Origin of the sequence: Hymenobacter swuensis DY53 (genome assembly GCF_000576555.1) — a bacterium.
Taxonomy (GTDB): domain Bacteria; phylum Bacteroidota; class Bacteroidia; order Cytophagales; family Hymenobacteraceae; genus Hymenobacter; species Hymenobacter swuensis.
In genome coordinates this window covers 2,554,770-2,571,991 of the sequence record NZ_CP007145.1, presented here as the reverse complement: position 1 = coordinate 2,571,991, position 17,222 = coordinate 2,554,770, and the positions used below count along the sequence as shown (strand labels likewise).

Here is a 17,222-nt window from a genome sequence, read left to right as displayed (position 1 = left end):
AACCTTCATTCCCCACATTCAAACTGCATTCGAATCACATTAAAAATTACCTTTACCCCGCTTATGGCAGAGAAATCCAGCATTTTCGATATGATCGGGCCGGTGATGATCGGGCCCAGCTCCTCACACACGGCCGGAGTGGTACGCATTGCGCGGGCCGCCATCCGGATTCTGGGCAGCCAGCCAACCCACGCCACCATCACGTTCTATAACTCCTTCGCTCGCACTTACGAGGGCCACGGCTCCGACCGTGCCATTGTTGCCGGCCTGCTGGGCATGCCCACTGATGACGTGCGCATCCGTGAGGCCTTCGACCACGCGAAGGAAGCCGGGCTGCAGTACACGTTTCAGGGCGTGGGCAACGCCTCCACCATGCATCCCAACACCATTAAGCTGCAGCTGCGCGACGAGCGCACAGGCCACGCGGTGGAGGTCATCGGCCAGAGCCGGGGCGGGGGCGTTATCCGGATTGTGGAGGTGGATGGCTTTCCGTCCGACTTCTCGGCCTCTTTGCACACGCTCATCCTCGATGCCGACGACGTGCCCGGCTCCATTGCTTTCATTGCCAGCGTCATTGCCCACGACGACTGCAACATTGCCACCATGTTCGTGAGCCGCAAGGGCAAAAATGACGCGGCCCGGCAGTTTATCGAAGTCGATTCGGGCCTGCGCGACATCACCCTGGAATACCTGCGCCAGCTGCGCTGGGTACACCGCGTTACCTATATTCCCACCATCGACTAGCGCCAGTTAACGGCAACTAACGGCAACTAACGGCGGCGGCCGGCCGGTTAACGGCGGTTTTCCTGCGGTTGGTTGATTTTTGAAAACCTGAGTGGGCGCGGCCGGATACCTTTGGTGGCCTGAGCCACCCGCCGGACGGCCCGCCTTTTTTCCATTCATCCGCCCTCTATTCCTTTCCCATGAAGCGTTTTTACTGGCTGCTGCTAAGTTCGGGGCTGCTGGCGGTGCGGCCGGCCCAGGCCCAGACGCCCTCCTCCACGCCGGGGCAGCCCCCCGCCGGCTCCCTGTCGGCCGCTGCGCCCACCGGCCCCTGGACGCTCCAGCGCGCCGTGGACTACGCCCTGCAAAACAACCTGACGGTGCGCCAGCAGCAGCTCACGGCCGAGCTGCAGAACGCCACGCTGCGCCAGAGCCGGGCCGCTTTGCTGCCCTCGGCCAACCTCTCGGGCACCCAGGCCTGGAACTACGGCACCGGCCTCGACCCGCTCACCAACGACTTCGTGAGCCAGACCATCCGGTCGAACAACTTCTCGGCCAACTCGCAGGTAACGCTATTTTCCGGCTTTCAGCTGCGTAATACTGTGAAACGCAACGCATTGGACTCGGAAGCCAGCGTACTGGATATTGAGAAGGCCCGCAACGATTTGTCGCTGAACGTGGCCTCGGCGTTTTTGCAGCTGGTGCTGTCTGAGGAGCTGGTGCGTGCCAACGAGGTGCGCGTGCTTAGCTCCCAGAGCCAGGTAGAGCGTACGCAGAAGCTGCTGAAGGCCGGCTCGGTGGCCGAAAGCAACCTGCTCGACAGCCAGGCCCAGCTCGCCTCCGACGAAGTGAACGTGGTGACGGCCCAGAACCAGCGTGATTTGGCCCGCCTTTCGCTCGTGCAGCTGTTGAACCTGCCCTCGCCCGCCGGCTTCGAGATTGAGGTGCCCCCGCTGCCCGACCCCGACGACCAGCCTTTGCTGGCCGCTGACCCCGACGGTACCTACCAGACGGCCCAGAGCCTGCTGCCCGAAATCAAGGCCGCCGACCTGCGCGTGCGCTCCGCCCAGCGTAGCCTCGATATTGCCCGGGGCGGCTACTACCCACGCCTGGCCTTCGGAGCGGGCGTGTTCACGGGTTTCTCCTCGTCGCGGTTGGCGCGGGTGTTCAACGGCGACTCCACCGACGCGGTGCAGGTGCCCGTGTTCCAGACGGTAGGGGGGCAGCCGGTGCCATCCTCGTTCTTTCTGCTGCAGCCCAAGCAGGCCATTCCCGAGCTGCTTCCCTCCAGCTTCTCTTCGCAGATCAAGGACAACATCGGTAAAAACCTGCAGTTCTCGTTGCAAATCCCGATTCTGAACGGTTTGCAGACGCGCACCTCAGTGCAGCGGGCCCAGATCAACATTCAGCAGCAGGAGCTACGGGCCGAGCAAACCCGCCTGACGCTGCGCCAGACCATCCAGCAGAGCTACGCCGACGCCATAGCCGCCCAGCGCCGCTACCTCTCGTCGCGCCGCCAGGTAGAGGCCCTGACTACAGCCTACCGCAACGCCGAAATCCGCTTCAACAACGGCCTGCTCAACGGCACTGAGTTCAACATTGCCAAAAACAACCTCACGGCCGCCGAATCGACGATGATTCAGGCCAAGTACGAGTTTATCTTCCGCCGCAAAGTGCTCGACTTCTACCAGGGCCGGCCAATTAGTTTGTAGTGGTGGCCCGGCGTTCCGAAGCCACATCCTGACAGCCCTGACCTCAAGCTCCCAAGATTCCGCATATGAAAAACAACCGTACCCTGTTCATCCTGCTGGCCGTGCTGCTGGTCCTGATTGTGGGCTTCGTGGTGGCCAAAAAGCAAGGCCTGGTAGGGGCGCCGGCCGGCACTGAGGTGCTGGCGGCCCGCGCCGCGCCGGCTACCATCGTGGAGAAAGTAAGCGCCTCCGGCAAGGTGCAGCCCGAAACCGAAGTGAAGATCTCACCCGACGTATCCGGGGAAATTACGGAGCTGTACGTGGAGGAAGGTGACTCCGTGAAGAAGGGCCAGCTGCTGCTGCGCATCCGCCCCGATAACTACCAGGCCGTGGTAAGCCAGCAGAGCGCGGTGGTGGGTACCCAGCAGGCCAACGTGGGCCAGAGCCAGGCGCGGCTGCAGCAGCTGATTGCCAGCGCCCGCCAAACCGAGCTGACGTACCGCCGCAATGCGTCCCTCTACAAGCAGAAGGTGATTTCGCAGTCGGATTACGAGGCCAGCAAAGCCGCCTACGATGCCTCGCAGGAGGAAATCAACTCGGCCCGCCAGAGCATTCGGGCCGCCCAGAGCTCGGTGCGCTCTGCCCGGGCCGGCCTGGAGGAGGCCCGCCGCAACCTCGATAAAACTACCATTTACGCGCCCGTCAGCGGTACCATCAGCAAGCTCAACGTGAAGAAGGGCGAACGGGTAGTGGGTACTTCCCAGATGGCTGGTACCGAAATCATGCGCATTGCCAACCTCAACAATATGGAGGTGCGGGTGAGCGTGAACGAAAATGACATCATCAACGTGGACCTGGGCGACTCGGCCGACGTGGAAGTGGACAGCTACGCCAGCCAGGACCAGAAGTTCCGGGGTATCGTCACCAGCATTGCCAACACGGCCAAGGATGCTCTCACGGCCGAAGCGGTGACGGAATTCGAGGTAAAAATCCGGCTGCTGCCTGAGTCGTACCGCAAACTCACGCGCACGGTGCAGGGCCGTACTATTGTGCCCTTCCGCCCGGGCATGACGGCCTCCGTAGACGTCATCACCAACCGGAAAGCCAACGTGATGAGCGTGCCCCTGGCCGCCGTAACCACCCGCTCCGACAGTGCCCGGACGGCCGATAAGAAAGGCGCGACGCCCGCCGTACGCGTAAGCCGGGGCAGCAACGCCCAGGCCGATAAAACTGACCAGCCTGCTCCCAAAGGCGACGCGCAGGAAGTGGTATTCCTAATCCGGAACGGCAAAGCTATAATGACACCGGTAAAAACCGGTATCAGCGACTTTCAGAACATGGAAATCCTGAGCGGTATCCAGTCCGGCGACCAAGTGGTGAGCGGGCCATTCCGGGCCGTATCCAAAACCCTGAAAGATGGGGCCATGGTGGTGATAAAAGATGCCAAGAGCCTCAACAAAGCTGCCCTGAAGGAAGACGCGTCCGAGGAAGAGGAGAAATAATCCATAAAAGTTAGCCGCTACCACTGAGCCGCTAACCTTTGCCGGAAGGCCGCCTTTGCCGTATGCAGAGGCGGCCTTCCGTTTTTTTTGGCTAAAATTACCTGCCTGAACCCTCCCCACCCATCCTCCCGACTTTGGAAAAAATAGCCATGCTTGGCGGCGGCTCCTGGGCCACCGCGCTGACCAAAATTCTCTCAGAAAACGGCAGCCGCGTCCACTGGTGGATGCGCAGCAAGGATGATGTGCAGCACCTGCTGCGCACCCGCCACAACCCCCGTTACCTCTCCTCCGTGGTCCACGATCTGGACCGGGTGCTCCCTACCACTGATCTGGAAGAGGCGGTGCGGGACGCCGACTGGCTGGTGCTAGCCGTACCTGCTGCCTTCGTGCAAAGCACCCTCGACAAACTGGACCGGGATTCTCTCAAGAATAAGCGTGTGATTTCCGCCATTAAGGGCATGATTCCGGGCAAGAACGTGCTGGTGACGGACTACGTGGCCGAGCGGTTTCGCCTGCCCCGCACCCGCCTGGGCGTGGTGGCTGGCCCCTGCCACGCCGAGGAGGTAGCCCTGGAAAAGCAGAGCTACCTCACCATCGGCTCACCCGACGCGGAGCTGGCGGAGGATTTCAGCCGCCTGCTGCGCAACCGCTACGTGAAGGCCAACCCCGCCGAAGACTTGGATGGCATTGAGTACTGCGCCGTGATGAAGAACATCATTGCCCTGACCGGCGGTATTGCCCACGGTCTGGGCTACGGCGATAACTTTCAGGCGGTGCTGGTAAGCAATGCCGTGCAGGAAATGCGCCGCTTCGTGCACGCCCTCAACCCCCAGCCCCGCGACCTGTCGGCCTCCGCCTACCTGGGTGACTTGCTGGTGACGGCCTACTCACAGTTTTCGCGCAACCGCACCTTCGGCAACATGGTGGGCCGGGGCTACTCCGTGAAATCGGCCCAGATGGAAATGAACATGGTGGCGGAAGGCTACTATGCCGTTAAAAGCATCTATGAGGTGAACCGCAAGCTGCAGGTGTCCATGCCCATCACCTCGGCGGCCTACCACATCCTCTACGAGAAGATTTCGCCGGCCGTGGAGATTGAGCTGCTGAAGGAGAAGTTTAAGTAGCCGGTTGGGGCCAATGATAATGCAGGTAGGCATACTCCACTTGCTCAACCGTATATAACTCCATGCGATGCTGTACTTGGTGGGTTGCTAATATGGCTGATACCCGATGAGCCAACTGCAGCAATAGTGAAGCACTAACAGCTTGGGCAGCAATAAGGAACTCAGTGTTTGCTATCTGTTCGAACGTCATGTCGATAGTAGCAGTGCTGATTAACAGGTAGCGGCCAGTGGTGTAGTTAGCGGATTCCCGTACCTGGGCGGATTCGCTTTTCAGTAGAGAGCTTAACCAATCGAGGCCGTTGTCAGTGTATACTTGGCCATATAAAGCATGTTCTTCCATAGAAAGTAAGACGTTATTATAGGGTACATCCGGCAACACAGTGCACAGCTTGAAAACAACTTTCTATCGACGGCGACCAAACGCGGCCGCTGGAGAGCCGTAAAGGGAAGGAGTGGGGCTTGCTACCGCGTTGCTCAGGGTAGAGAAATCTTCTCCTGCAAACTACTCATCCTAATAACAAACCAACGTATGGGTGCCTGGGGCTATTACAATTTTGATAATGACACAGCGGCTGATTTTGCCGGTAACTTCAAGGATGAGCCGGGAGCTGAAGTGTTGCGCGAAGCCCTGGCGGCCGTAACTGAGGAGGATTACCTCGACTCCGACGAAGCCTGTGAAGCACTGGCCGCCGCTGAAATCGTGGCCGCCGTGCTGGGCAAGCCGGGCCCCGACTTTCCGGCCGACCTACTGCTGGTAATTCCCCGGCTTACCATCGACCACATTGAGCCTCTGCGCACGCCTGCCCGGCATGCCGTATTGGCCGTGTTGCGGGAAAACTCGGAGCTGCGTGAGCTGTGGGCCGAAAGCGACGACTACAACAACTGGCAGGAATTGCAGCACACGTTGCTGCAGCGCCTCGAACCCCACGCCTAACCGATGCACTGGCTGCTGCTGGCCCTGCTTACGGCCCTGTGCCTGGCGGCCTATAATTTCTTCATTAAGCTGGCCTCAGGGTATATTTCGGCGGCGGCCGGGGCGGTTATTCTGCAGTTGGTGGCCGCTGGCCTTGGGGCGGCGTGGCTGTTGTGGCTGCATCTGAACGGGCAGCCGCTGGACATCAGCCGCAAAGGCGTGGGGCTGGCGGTACTGGCCGGGCTGGGCGTAGGGCTGGCCGAAATCTTGACGTTTGTGGTATTCAGCCGGGGCGTTTCCTCCTCCGTGGGCACGCCAGTTATTGTGGGCGGCTCGGTGCTGCTCACGGCGGTACTGGGGCTGGTAGTGTTACGCGAGTCGCTGAGCTGGTCGCAGGGGTTGGGGCTGCTGAGCATTGTGGTGGGCATTGCCCTGCTGGCCCGGGGGCACTGAGTGGCTGTTTCTACCGAATGAGCACTAGGGTGCCAGCCAGAATTAGACCCGCGCCCAAACCAGTCTGCCAGGTCAGCTTTTCGCCCAGAAACAGCACCGACAGCAAAATGGCCAGGGCCACGCTCAGCTTATCTACCGGCGCTACCTTCGATACCGGCCCCAGCTGCAACGCCCGGAAATAGAACAGCCACGAAAGCCCGGTTGCCCCGCCCGAAAGCCCCAGAAACAACCAGTTCTGCCGCGTGAGCTGAGTGAGGCCGCCCAGACCGTGCTGGAAATACACCACGGCCCAGGCCAGCACCAGTACAACTACCGTACGCACGGCGGTAGCCAGACTGGAGTCCACGCCCTTCATCCCGACTTTCGCCAGTACTGCCGTAAGGGCCGCAAATACGGCGGAAAGCAAGGCGTAGCGCCACCACATAGTCAGCGCAGGATAAATCAGGAAGAGGCGGGCCGGGCTACTGGGCCCGCCAGGTAACCGTGAGGCCGGTAGCACCACCCGGCCAGGCCATGGGCGAAGCACTTACCCCTTTCAGATATGGCTTGCGGCCCCAGCGGTTACGGTGGGTAAGATACCCCAGATGCGCCGACAGAATACCGATACCGGCCCCGGCAACCACGTCGGACTGCCAGTGCCGGTCGTTCAGCATGCGCAGGGCTGCCACGCTGGTCGCAATGGTATAGGCCCCCACGCCGTACCACTGGCTTTGGTCCCGGAACTCGGTGTGCACAATGCTGGCGGCCAGAAATGCCTGTGCCGTGTGGCCGGAAGGAAACGAGTTGCGCGTGCTGCCATCGGGCCGGAGCACCTTGGTGGTATTCTTGAGGGCGTAGGTCAGGGCCCCGAAAATCAGCTCCGACTTGCCGATAACCAGCAGGGTGTTGATCCGGTCGTTGCGTGATTTCACGCCGGCCAGGGCCACCGCGCCCAGTTCCAGATAAGGCGCAATGATCAAAAAGTCGTCGGCCTTGGTATGAAAGCCGGAAAACTGCTTCTGAATGTCGCGGCGGGCGTCATAGCTGCTGTAGAAACCGTTGCCGTTGATGGTGGACGCGCCGTAGCCAATAAGCAGGGCCGGCACGATGGTGGCCTTCACCAGCTTGCCTTTATACCAGGGCTGCTTCACCACCGTGGGGATGCCGGCGGGGTTTTCGTACTTGCGAAGTGTATCGGCAGAAGCGGGTACGGGCTGAATCTGAGCCGTCAGGGGGAGGATGGAGGCTGCGCTAAGCAGCAGGCCAGCGGCAGTGCGGCGGATAGCGTAAGCAGAAAAAAACGACACGGCAAACGAGTTGATAAGTGCGAAAGTCCGTCATCCGGCCCGGCGGATGGCTTCAGTACGTAAGATTAAAACTTAATCCTGAGGTAATCCTGAAGCGTCTGTTCATTGCGTGGCCGCACGCCGGTTATTGCGCCAGTGCCAGCACCAAAGATACTTGAGGATAGAAGGTCCTGCTACGGTGTTCTTGGGCTGTTGTGCCGTGCTGATGCAGGCTCTTTCTGAGCGTTCCGGTACCCCGGAAAAAGCACAAGCCGAAGACAGTGCTTCGGCTTGCGCTTTTGGTTGTGGAAAAGGGGACGGAATTGGTGCTGCCCCCGAAGAGAAAGCACCAGAGGGATAGACAAATGTGCTGCTATTTTCTCCCGTCCTCAAGGCCACTGCCCCGCTGTTTGTGACATTGCCTATAGTGCCAAATCGGAACCAAAAATCCGGCTATTTCGATCAATACACTGATTGGGTAAGCAGGATGCAAGCCAAAAGCGTACAAAATACTGCTGCTTGTGACAGTGGCTTTATCTGGTTGCAGGGCAACGGCAGGTGCTGCTTAGCGGCCAGCTGCCTGGTAAGTCTGCTATCGGCAAAGAAGAGGAGGCTTCGGTACCGTCTCTTAATCCGCTAATGGCAGCGTAAAGAGAAACCGACTGCCCCGGTCCGGCTCACTTTCCACCCACAACCGTCCGCCTTGGGCCTCAATGAACTCGCGCGAAATGCTCAGCCCCAGCCCCGAGCCCCCTTTGTGGCCACTGGCGTTGGGTACTTCTGAGAAGCGCTGAAAAATCCGCTCGTGATATTCTGCCGGGATGCCCGGCCCGCAGTCCTGCACCCCAATTTGCAGTTGCCCTTCGTGCTGCAGGGCCCGCACGCACAGGTCGGCACCACGCGGGGAGTAACGGATGGCGTTGGCCAGCAGATTGATGAGGACCCAGGTGGTCTTTTCCAGGTCGGCGCGGGCAGCAGGCAGGTCATGGGGTACTTCCAGGCGCAGCTGCAGTTCCCGATCCTCCAGCTGGGGGCGCACGGTTTCAATGGCGTACTGCACAATGTTGGCCAGCGGAATAGGCTGCACATCGAACTGGATTTCGGCCCCGGCATCCAGCCGGGATACGGCCAGTAGCTGGCCCACCATGCCCAGCAGGCGCTGCGTTTCGTCGCGGATGCCGTCGGCAATGCGCTGACGCTCCTCGGGCTCGGTGCGCTCATCCTGCAGCAGCATCAGGCTGAGCTTGATGCTGGCCAGCGGCGTTTTCAGCTCGTGCGAAATGGTGGCTAGGTAGTTGGACTTCACCTCATCCAGCTTCTTGAAGTCGGATACGTTGCGCAGGCTCAGAATATGCCCCACAAACTCGGTGCGGCTGGTTTCCCGGTTGCGGCTGACGATGTGGTTGAGGGTAAGCTGGTAGTAAGCGGTTTCGCCACCGGGGCGGGTGATGGTGAGGGTAACCGGCGGGGGCGTATCACCGGCGCGCACCGCTTCCTGCTCCAGTAGTGGCCGGAACAGGTCGTGCAGCAATTGCGACTCTTGGCTCAGCTCCTCCGCAAGGTGGCCCACCAGATCGGCGGCTGCACGGCCCAGCAGCTCCCGGGCCGCCGGGTTAGCCAGCAGAACGGTACGGTCGGGGTCCAGCAGCAGCAGGCCTTCATCGAGGTGCTCGATAAGGCTTTCCAGGCGACTGCGCTCCGTGGCCAAGGCCGCCCGCGTCACGCTGCGCTGATCCTGCATATAGCCAAATGCGCGGTTCAGGGCCAGCGCCACGGCGCCTACTTCGTCGTTTTTGGCAATGGAAATCTGCGTGGCCGGGCCGGGACTGGCAATGTCTTCCACATCGGCAGTGAGGCGGCGCAGGGGGCGCAATACAATGCGCGGCAGGCGCACCACTAGGCCCAGGCCTACAGCCGTGCTCAGGAGCAGAAGCGTGAGCAGCAGACGGCGGGAGCGAGCGGCCTGCGCGGTTACGCGCCGGGTTTGCAGGTTGAACGACGCGGCATTGAGCTGCATCATGCGGTGTGTTTCGGCCCGCAGTTGGTGCAGCCGGCCCAGCTGTTGGGTAGCCGGGGCGCGGTCATCCATCAGGCGCTGGTAGTCAGCCAAGTGCTGGGTGAGCGTGTCCACCAGTTCCAACTCGCCGGTTTCGGTGATGTTGGCGGCCTCGCGGGTGAGGGCGCGGCGGAGCTGAGCCAGCGGAGCCTGGGCAGCGGGCTGTTCCTGCAGCTGCTCCAGGGCCCGCAGCATCTGCTCCCCATATTCCACGGAGCGGAAATTGGCCTGCTGAATCCCCTGCGCCCCGCCTTCCAGCCGTTGAATGGTGAAAAACGTGTAGCCGCCCAGCCCCAGCAGCAAAGTCAGCATGGTCAGAATGCTGAGGCGGATTTTGAGTTTCAGAGACATTGGGCGGCGAGGGTGGTGAAATGGTGAATTTACCGTTCTGTCATCCTGAGCTTGCAAAGGACCTTCTCGCGCTTGATTCATGCAAGCGGATTGAGCCCACAGAGGACGCAGAAGGTCGCGCGGAGGGCAGCAGAGTCGTTCGGGAGGAATTATTCAGGCGTAGTAAGGTCCTTCGCAAGCTCAGGATGACAGACGCCCCCTAAACTCACACCCTCTTACCCGCATACCCTACAGCTCATACTCCTGCACCTTTCTATACAAGGTCGTGAGGCCGATGGCGAGGCGGCGCGCGGCTTCGGTTTTGTTGCCCTGCACTTGGTGGAGGATCTGGCGGATGTGGCGGGCTTCCACGGCACGCAGACTCTGGTCGGTGGGGTCGGCGTCGGGGCTACCGGAGGCAGGCAAGGTGTGAAATTCGTCGGGGAGGTAGCCGGCGGAGAGGCGCTGGTCGGCGGGGGCCAGGATGGCGGCGCGCTCCAGTACGTTTTTCAGCTCGCGCACGTTGCCGGGCCACTCGTAGCGCGTGAGCAGCTCCACGCATTCGGGCTCCAGACCCGGCAGGCGCTTGCGCAGCTGGGCGGCGAAGTGCTGGAGGAAATGCTCGGCCAGGATGGGCACGTCCTGGGCGCGCTCCTGCAGGCTGGGCACGTTAATGGTGAACACCGAGAGGCGGTAGTACAGATCGGGGCGGAAGTGGCCGGCGGCGGCCTCCTGGCGCAAGTTGCGGTTGGTGGCGGCCACAATGCGCACGTTCACGCTGGTGGGCTTGGTGTCGCCGAGCTTGGTGAACTGCCGGGTTTCCAGCACCCGCAGAAACTTGGCCTGCACGTTCAGCTCCAGCTCCCCGATTTCGTCCAGAAACAGCGTGCCGCCGGTGGCTTCCTCCAGCAGGCCTTTCTTATCGGCCAGCGCGCCCGTAAACGCGCCCTTCTTGTAGCCAAACAGCTCCGATTCCAGCAGATCCTTGGGGAAGGCTGAGCAGTTGACGGCCACGAAGGGCTTGGCTTTTCGCTCACTGGCCTCGTGCAACGCCTGGGCAAACAGCTCCTTGCCCGCGCCGGTGGGGCCTTCCAGCAGCACGGTGCTGTCGGTGGGGGCTACCTGGCGGGCCAGGTCCTGGGCGCGGCGCAGGGCCGGGGCTGTGCCAATCATACTCTCGAAGCTGAACCGCTGGCTCATGCGCCGCTCCAGCTCGGCCACGCGGTGGCGCAGGCGGGCTTTTTCGGCGGCGCGCTCCACCACTACCACCAGCTGCTGCTCGTAGTCGCCCTTGGTGAGGTAGTCGAAGGCGCCCTGCTTCATGGCCCGCACGCCATCGGGGATGGTGCCGAAGGCGGTGAGCAGCACAATTTCGCAGTCGGGGGCTTTGGCGCGGTAGCGCGGCATCAGGTCCACGCCGTGACCGTCGGGGAGCTTCACGTCGGAAATGACCACCAGCACCTCGCGGGCGTGGTGCTGCAGCAACTCCAGGCCGCGGCTGGCATCGGGGGCCTGCAGCACGGTGTAGCCTTCCAGCTCCAGCACCCGCGCCAACAGCTGGCGCAGGCGGGCTTCGTCGTCAATCAGGAGCAGGGTACCGGTGGGCATTTTATGAATTAGTAATGAGGGATTCGGATGCGAAAGTATCGGCTTGTGAGGAAAACTGCAGGCCGGAGTGTAGAGACGCAATATCTTGCGTCTCGTCGTTGAACGACTTTGCCCGAGCGGTTCAAACAACATCAGCAACGACGAGACGCAAGATATTGCGTCTCTACAGCCTCCTTATACCTTCTTCTCCATGTTATTACGCTCTACTCTCTATTACACTTTAATCCTACTGGTACTAAGTTTCAGCAGCTGCGCACAAGGCAAAAAACATAGCCGATTAGGGCTGGAAGTTGCGAAGGAAGAGCTTCAGGAAGCACTGAAGAAAACTTCTGAATCAGCCAGTCCCACAACGCAGCAGCCATTGCCGGATAGCATTGCGGCTGTGCGATTTGCTGAGCCAATTCTATTTCGCACGTATGGCAAAAAGCACATCGTGGATGAACGGCCTTATGAGATATATCTTATTGACAAATATTGGGTATTGATGGGCACGCTACCAGAAAATTGGGACGGAGGTACGTTCACCATCATTTTGGATTCAAGAGACAGCCGGGTAATAAAGCTGACGCACGGGAAATAGTATTTCACTTACGCACTCAGCCGAATCTCCTCTTTCAGATGCTCCACGAACCGGACGAACTCCGACTCGGCTTCCACGTTTTCGTGCCAGGCGAGGCCCATCTCGGCGAGGTTGTACTGGTGCTGGGGGCTGATGGTGGCGCCGGGCAGCAGCTGGCCCGCGGCGTCGCGCTCCTGGCCCAGTAGCCAGAGCCGGTCGGAGAGGGCGGTGGTGGTGGCCAGGTCGTGGGAGACGATGACCACGGTGTTGAGCTCGTCGAGGGTGGTGACTTCGAGGATGATTTTGCGCACCTCGTCAATCATGGCCACGTCGAGGCCGGAGAAGGGCTCGTCGAGCAGGATAAGGTGGTCGGAGCAGAGCAGCTGCTGGGCAATGGCGGCGCGCTGGCGCTGCCCGCCCGAGAGGTGGGCTGGGTACTTGCTGCGGTGGGGCGTGAGCTGGAACCGCTCCAGGTATTCTTCGGCCTGGCGGCGGGCCTCGGCGGGGTCGGGGTGGCGGCGGGCGGCGGCTACCAGCAGGTTGTCGAGCAGGGTGCGGTGGTTGAACAAGGGGTAGTGCTGCTGCACGAAGCCCACCGCGCCGGGCGTGGCCGGCTGCTGCGCCTCGCCCACCAGCACCTCGCCGCTACTGGGGGCCAGCAGCCCCGCCATCAGCCGGCACAGGACAGACTTGCCCATGCCCGAGCGGCCGTAGAAGCCCACCACCTGGCCCTGGCTCATGCCCGGCCGGCACACATCCAGCACCTGCGCCGAAATATCGCGCAGAATGGTTTCCCCGTTCAGCGTCAGCGACACATTGTCGAGGGTGAGCACGGGGGATTTGTAGGAGTAGGGAGTCATCGGTGAGATACTAGGTGTTAAGGTGGTTGAAATTGTCATCCTGAGCGGAGCGAAGGACCTTCTCACATCTGAATGAATTGTTGAAACGACGTTTCTTGCAGAGGTCCACAGAGTCGTTCTAGGGTGATAAGGTCCTTCGCTCCGCTCAGGATGACATGTGATTTACCGCGCGGCGGCCAGGCTGGCGTAGGGGAAAAACACGCGGCGGAGCAGTTCGAAGAGGTAGTCCTGGGCGGCGCCGGCGGCCAGGATGACGAGCTGGATGGCGACCACGCCGTCGAGGTGGAGGTAGCGGTTTTGCTTGTAGAGAAGCAGGCCGATGCCGCCTTCCGATTGGTAGAGCGTTTCGACCAGGGTTATCATCGTCCAGATGATGGCAAAGTTCTGGCGCACCACTTCCAGCATATCGGCCAGCTTGCCCAGCACCACCACTTCCCAGAAGCTGCGCCACTCGCCTAGGCCCAGGGTGCGGGCGTGGTCCAGCTCCTGCTGGGTGGTGCTGAGCATCACGGACGTCATGCCCGTGACGAGGTACACGGTGGTGGCGAAGGTGAGCACCGAGAGCTTCACCTCGTGGCCCGAGCTCACCAGCAGGGCCACGAAAAACGTGAGGCCGGTGAGAGTGAGGTAGCGCATCTTGGAAGCCGCGTAGGCCAACGGCCGGAAGAAGGGCAGGGCCGTGAGGTAGGAAATCAGCAGCGCCAGTACCGTGGCCATGCCCAGGGCCTGCAGGGCCGTCGTCATGCTAGCCCACAGCTCCGGCACCAGCCCCTGGGTGGTAGTCAGGTCGGCGAGGGCGCGCAGTACGTCACCCAGGGAGGGGAACAGCTGCAGCGGGTAAAACAGCCACAGCAGCAGCAGCAGCCCCGCCTGCCCGGCCGCCATCAGGGCAAACGTGGTACGCGGCGGCCGGGCGTTGGGGAGGAAGAGGGATTTCATGGGTGTAGTAGTTGTCAGTTGTTCGTTGTTAGTGGCTGGTTGTGGTTTATTGTTCATTGTCAGCTGTTCGTCACCAATGGGAGGTAACGAGCAGACTGACAACGAACAACGAGCAACTGACAACCCACTTAGTTGCCCAGCACGATTTCCACGCGGCGGTTGCGGGCTTTGCCTTCGGGGGTGGTGTTGGGGGCCACGGGCTCCTGGGCGCCGTGGGCGTAGGTTTGCACGCGGCCGGCGGGGAAGGCGCTGGCGCTGCGCTGCTCCAGCCACTGGCGCACGGCCTCGGCGCGGTCCTGGCTGAGCTGCTGGTTGCGCTGGGCGTCGCCCACGTTGTCGGTGTGGCCGTGCACGGCTACTTTCAGGCGGCCGGCCACGACCAGGTCGTTGAAGAGCTGGTCGAGCTGCTGCTCGGCGGCGGGGGTGAAGGTGCGCTGACCGGTGTTGAACTCGATGTTCCAGGCCCGGCGGCTCACGCTCTGGCGGATTTCGTCATCGGCGGCAAACTGCTGCTGCTCGGCCGGGGCCAGGTTTTTGCCGCGGTACTTGTCCTGCAGCTTGCGCAGCGGGGCGAGGTCCAGCATCTGGTCGAGGGGTACGTAGCTGGGCAGTTCCTTGGGGTAGAGCTGGTGCTGCACGTCGCCGAAGGTTTTGTACACGGCGGCGTAGATGTTGGTGCCGCCTTCGTTCAGGCCAAAAAGGGCCAGGTTATCGGCGAAGTTGAATGCCTTGGAGCCGCCCAGCTCCACTACCTCGCCGTTGCGGTCGGCCTCGCTCACGCCCTTGTAGTAGCGCAGCCAGTAGCTGCCGGGCTTGTCCTTATCGCCGTACACGGAGGCCGAAATGTCGGCGGCGCGGCTCAGGGCCTCGGGGTGAGATTTTACCTGGTCGCCGGCCACGGCCAGGGCCGTAATCAGGGCTTCCACTTCCTTCGGGTGGGCGTCGTACCAGCGCTTAGTGGTCACCATGATGTTGGGCATTTGGTTGCTGTAGTCCTTGGTGCTCACAATGTTCACCAAGCCGCCTTTCTGCTTGGCAATGTTCACGTCGCCGGGCGTCCAGGTGGCTACGGCGTCGGCTACCACGTCTACTTTCACGCCGGTGTTCTTGCCTTTTACCACTTTCACGCGCTGCTCGGGCTTGCCGATGATGTATTTCTCGGCGGCCACCAGGAAGTCGGAGGCGGCCATGAAGTTCACAGCTTCGGGGTCGTAGGTGGTTTCGTCGGGGTTGACTTTCAGGCCGTTGTCGGCGCACCATTTCAGGGCAATGTTCTGGTCGCCGTCGCGCAGGTAGCAGGCCACGGTTTTGCCCAGGGCGGCTTTGGGGTTATCGAGCCACTCCTTGGGGCCCATCAGCTTGTCCTCGCCGAAGCTTTTGCCCACCGAGTAGGGAATGATCTGCAGACCGGTGCCGGCTTTTTCCAGCTGGGGCTGCACCGCCGAGAAGGCCGGCAGGCCGTCGCCCATGATGCTCACCAGCAGGCCGGGCGTATCGGGGTTGGTTTGCAGATCGAGGGCGTTTTTCACCAGGTCGGCCTGCATTTTGGCTACGTCGTCCTGGCGCACAATCTGCATATCCAGGCCGCCGGCAGCCATGCTGGAGCCCTGAGTAGTGCGGGCCCCGCCGTTGGCCAGCATGCCGGCCATCTGCGAGTTCCAGGCCATTACTTCCCACACAATAGGACTGCCCTTACCGGCCGGAGTTTCAGAAGGCAGCGGAGCCAGCGGCACGGCCACGTTGGCGCGGGAGCCGCCGCTGGCGGCGGGCAGCTCAATGGAGTTCAGCAGCACCGACTCGGTGGCCGCTTTCTTGAACAGCACCCCGCTCTGCACGAGCTTGTTGATGCCAAAGTACAGCAGCGCCGCAATGAGGACGCCCAGTACGAATTTACCGCGAGTTGTCATGTTGGTTGTTCGTTTTTCGTTGTTTGTTTTTGGTCCGGCACGCGGTTCCCGGTTCCCAAGGCTGAAGCCCTAGGCTAGTCAGTGGGAATGTTGAGGCGTGACCGAGTATTTGAGGCGCTGCATAGCCCGGGGCTTCAGCCCTGGGACGCCTGGGGCGCGGAGGCTGGTTAATCCAGCAGGCTTTGGTAAGCGTCGTTGGTGGCCACGCGGGTCTGGGCAGTGGTAGTGGGGGCGGGCTTCTCGTCGAGCAGGGCGTTGAAGTCGCCTTTCTGGTATTTCTCCAGCAGGCGCTGTCCTTTCTCGCTCATCACGCCGTTCTGGATGTCCATTTCCTTCACGAACTCCTGCGAGTAGCGCATGGCCTGCTTGATCTGGCCGAGCTGCTGGGCCATGTCCTGGGCCACGCGGTCGGTGGCTAGGTCGAAGAAGTACTTCTTGTCCGGGTCGCCGCGCAGGATGTTCATGGCGGCCCGCATGCCCGAGCTGGTGCGCTTCACCAGCTGGTACTCGTCCTTGAGCAGGTTCACCTTGAACTTGCTGCCGTCGATCTGGCGCAGGGCGGCTTTCAGAATCTGGCGCATCACCAGGCTCACGTTCTGGGTGGTGGTGAGCATGGGCTGCAGGCGCTGGTTGTAGTCTTGGATTTGGGCGGCGCGGCTGGCGTACTGCTCGGCCGCGTCGGGCTCGCGCTGGCGGGTGGCGGCGTCGGCCAGGGCCAGGTACTCGCGCATCTGCAGGGTATTGGCTTCCAGCTTGCGCTTCACCAGCTCGTGGGCGCCCTCTACGTGGCCTACTTCCTCCTCCATCTTGCGCGCTTCCTGCGAGGTGCTCTTGATGTAGTCCTCCATGATGCCGATAGGGTCGGTGTTGACGAAGATGCCGGCGGCGGTGCGGAAAATGCGCTGGCCCGCGTACCACAGCCCGGCCTTCACGCGGGGGCTGGTGAGCACCAGCCAGGCCGCCAGCAGCACGCCCAGCCCGATGCCCAGCTTCACGGTATCGAACACCATTTCAACCAGGAACGGTACAATAGTGCCCCAGCAATACACGCCGGCTCCGGCCAGCCCGGCCAGAAAAATCCAGCCGGCTACCTTTTCAGGTTGCTGCCACTTGGGCAACTCGCCGGTTTTGAAATCGGAAGTGGAAAGAGAGTTCATGGTAGTAGTAGTAAGTAGTGAGTAGTGAGAAGCGGCTGTGGACAGCCGCGCCCCGGTCCGGCGACGGCCAGCCGGTGGGCCGGTTGTTGGGGGCCGGCGTTGTGGCCGCGTGATGCTGATGGCGTTGTTCGGGCG

The 17,222-nt window shown here is 61.5% G+C and carries 16 protein-coding genes; 7 read left to right on the top strand and 9 right to left on the bottom strand.

Features of this window, described 5'->3' with window-relative positions; all coding sequences use genetic code 11:
• The first annotated feature begins 63 nt into the window (after nt 1–63).
• The 4 genes from sdaAB to HSW_RS12360 all read left to right on the top strand — a co-directional run bounded on the left by sdaAB (nt 64) and on the right by HSW_RS12360 (nt 5,040).
• The gene (gene sdaAB / locus HSW_RS12375; protein WP_044002186.1) at nt 64–744 is read left to right on the top strand and encodes an L-serine ammonia-lyase, iron-sulfur-dependent subunit beta; all 681 of its coding nucleotides are present in this window, start codon (nt 64–66) and stop codon (nt 742–744) included.
• 179 nt (nt 745–923) lie between these two features.
• A complete protein-coding gene (locus HSW_RS12370) occupies nt 924–2,435 on the top strand; it encodes a TolC family protein (protein WP_044002185.1) in 1,512 nt (503 codons plus the stop codon).
• A 65-nt stretch (nt 2,436–2,500) separates the two neighbouring features.
• Nucleotides 2,501–3,916, top strand: a complete 1,416-nt coding sequence (locus HSW_RS12365) for an efflux RND transporter periplasmic adaptor subunit (RefSeq protein WP_044002184.1) — start codon at nt 2,501–2,503, stop codon at nt 3,914–3,916.
• Nucleotides 3,917–4,050: 134 nt separating this feature from the next.
• Nucleotides 4,051–5,040, top strand: coding sequence for an NAD(P)H-dependent glycerol-3-phosphate dehydrogenase (locus HSW_RS12360; RefSeq protein WP_081768394.1), 990 nt, complete (start codon nt 4,051–4,053; stop codon nt 5,038–5,040).
• Here the strand turns inward: HSW_RS12360 and HSW_RS12355 are convergent.
• Complete coding sequence (locus tag HSW_RS12355; protein WP_044002183.1) at nt 5,033–5,380, bottom strand: hypothetical protein; 348 nt, start codon at nt 5,378–5,380, stop codon at nt 5,033–5,035. The two genes, HSW_RS12360 and HSW_RS12355, sit on opposite strands and share 8 nt — an antisense overlap.
• 189 nt (nt 5,381–5,569) lie before the next feature.
• Here HSW_RS12355 and HSW_RS12350 point away from each other — a divergent pair, with 189 nt between their 5' ends.
• Together HSW_RS12350 and HSW_RS12345 are read left to right on the top strand one after the other, a co-directional pair.
• Nucleotides 5,570–5,974, top strand: a complete 405-nt coding sequence (locus tag HSW_RS12350) for a DUF4259 domain-containing protein (protein ID WP_052346393.1) — start codon at nt 5,570–5,572, stop codon at nt 5,972–5,974.
• A 3-nt stretch (nt 5,975–5,977) separates the two neighbouring features.
• A complete protein-coding gene (locus tag HSW_RS12345) occupies nt 5,978–6,406 on the top strand; it encodes an EamA family transporter (RefSeq protein WP_044002182.1) in 429 nt (142 codons plus the stop codon).
• A gap of 10 nt (nt 6,407–6,416) precedes the next feature.
• Here HSW_RS12345 and HSW_RS12340 read toward each other — a convergent pair whose 3' ends face one another.
• The 4 genes from HSW_RS12340 to HSW_RS12320 form a co-directional block, all read right to left on the bottom strand.
• Nucleotides 6,417–6,830, bottom strand: a complete 414-nt coding sequence (locus HSW_RS12340) for an EamA family transporter (protein ID WP_044002181.1) — start codon at nt 6,828–6,830, stop codon at nt 6,417–6,419.
• Nucleotides 6,831–6,867: 37 nt separating this feature from the next.
• On the bottom strand, nt 6,868–7,692 hold the full coding sequence (locus HSW_RS22830) for a phosphatase PAP2 family protein (RefSeq protein ID WP_052346392.1): 825 nt from the start codon (nt 7,690–7,692) through the stop codon (nt 6,868–6,870).
• 607 nt (nt 7,693–8,299) lie between these two features.
• Nucleotides 8,300–10,078, bottom strand: a complete 1,779-nt coding sequence (locus tag HSW_RS12330; protein WP_044002180.1) for a sensor histidine kinase — start codon at nt 10,076–10,078, stop codon at nt 8,300–8,302.
• 228 nt (nt 10,079–10,306) lie between these two features.
• Nucleotides 10,307–11,665, bottom strand: a complete 1,359-nt coding sequence (locus HSW_RS12320; RefSeq protein ID WP_044002178.1) for a sigma-54-dependent transcriptional regulator — start codon at nt 11,663–11,665, stop codon at nt 10,307–10,309.
• 85 nt (nt 11,666–11,750) lie between these two features.
• Here HSW_RS12320 and HSW_RS12315 point away from each other — a divergent pair, with 85 nt between their 5' ends.
• Nucleotides 11,751–12,245 carry a YbbC/YhhH family protein gene (locus tag HSW_RS12315; protein ID WP_155832952.1) on the top strand — a complete coding sequence of 165 codons (495 nt, stop codon included), beginning with the start codon at nt 11,751–11,753 and terminating at the stop codon, nt 12,243–12,245.
• Nucleotides 12,246–12,253: 8 nt separating this feature from the next.
• Here HSW_RS12315 and HSW_RS12310 read toward each other — a convergent pair whose 3' ends face one another.
• The 4 genes from HSW_RS12310 to HSW_RS12295 all read right to left on the bottom strand — a co-directional run bounded on the left by HSW_RS12310 (nt 12,254) and on the right by HSW_RS12295 (nt 17,087).
• Entirely contained in the window at nt 12,254–13,084 is an 831-nt protein-coding gene (locus HSW_RS12310; protein ID WP_044002176.1) for an ATP-binding cassette domain-containing protein, read from the bottom strand.
• Nucleotides 13,085–13,246: 162 nt separating this feature from the next.
• Entirely contained in the window at nt 13,247–14,023 is a 777-nt protein-coding gene (locus tag HSW_RS12305; RefSeq protein ID WP_044002175.1) for an ABC transporter permease, read from the bottom strand.
• A gap of 128 nt (nt 14,024–14,151) precedes the next feature.
• Nucleotides 14,152–15,930, bottom strand: a complete 1,779-nt coding sequence (locus HSW_RS22825; RefSeq protein ID WP_052346391.1) for an OmpA family protein — start codon at nt 15,928–15,930, stop codon at nt 14,152–14,154.
• Nucleotides 15,931–16,097: 167 nt separating this feature from the next.
• The gene (locus tag HSW_RS12295) at nt 16,098–17,087 is read right to left on the bottom strand and encodes a hypothetical protein (RefSeq protein ID WP_044002174.1); all 990 of its coding nucleotides are present in this window, start codon (nt 17,085–17,087) and stop codon (nt 16,098–16,100) included.
• Between the last annotated feature and the right edge of the window lie 135 nt (nt 17,088–17,222).

Coding starts and splice junctions, on each gene's coding strand:
- sdaAB (WP_044002186.1), top strand. CDS start 64: ATGGCAGAGAAATCCAGCATTTTCGATATGATCGGGCCGGTGATGATC.
- HSW_RS12370 (WP_044002185.1), top strand. CDS start 924: ATGAAGCGTTTTTACTGGCTGCTGCTAAGTTCGGGGCTGCTGGCGGTG.
- HSW_RS12365 (WP_044002184.1), top strand. CDS start 2,501: ATGAAAAACAACCGTACCCTGTTCATCCTGCTGGCCGTGCTGCTGGTC.
- HSW_RS12355 (WP_044002183.1), bottom strand. CDS start 5,380: ATGGAAGAACATGCTTTATATGGCCAAGTATACACTGACAACGGCCTC.
- HSW_RS12350 (WP_052346393.1), top strand. CDS start 5,570: ATGGGTGCCTGGGGCTATTACAATTTTGATAATGACACAGCGGCTGAT.
- HSW_RS12345 (WP_044002182.1), top strand. CDS start 5,978: ATGCACTGGCTGCTGCTGGCCCTGCTTACGGCCCTGTGCCTGGCGGCC.
- HSW_RS12340 (WP_044002181.1), bottom strand. CDS start 6,830: ATGTGGTGGCGCTACGCCTTGCTTTCCGCCGTATTTGCGGCCCTTACG.
- HSW_RS12330 (WP_044002180.1), bottom strand. CDS start 10,078: ATGTCTCTGAAACTCAAAATCCGCCTCAGCATTCTGACCATGCTGACT.
- HSW_RS12320 (WP_044002178.1), bottom strand. CDS start 11,665: ATGCCCACCGGTACCCTGCTCCTGATTGACGACGAAGCCCGCCTGCGC.
- HSW_RS12310 (WP_044002176.1), bottom strand. CDS start 13,084: ATGACTCCCTACTCCTACAAATCCCCCGTGCTCACCCTCGACAATGTG.
- HSW_RS12305 (WP_044002175.1), bottom strand. CDS start 14,023: ATGAAATCCCTCTTCCTCCCCAACGCCCGGCCGCCGCGTACCACGTTT.
- HSW_RS22825 (WP_052346391.1), bottom strand. CDS start 15,930: ATGACAACTCGCGGTAAATTCGTACTGGGCGTCCTCATTGCGGCGCTG.
- HSW_RS12295 (WP_044002174.1), bottom strand. CDS start 17,087: ATGAACTCTCTTTCCACTTCCGATTTCAAAACCGGCGAGTTGCCCAAG.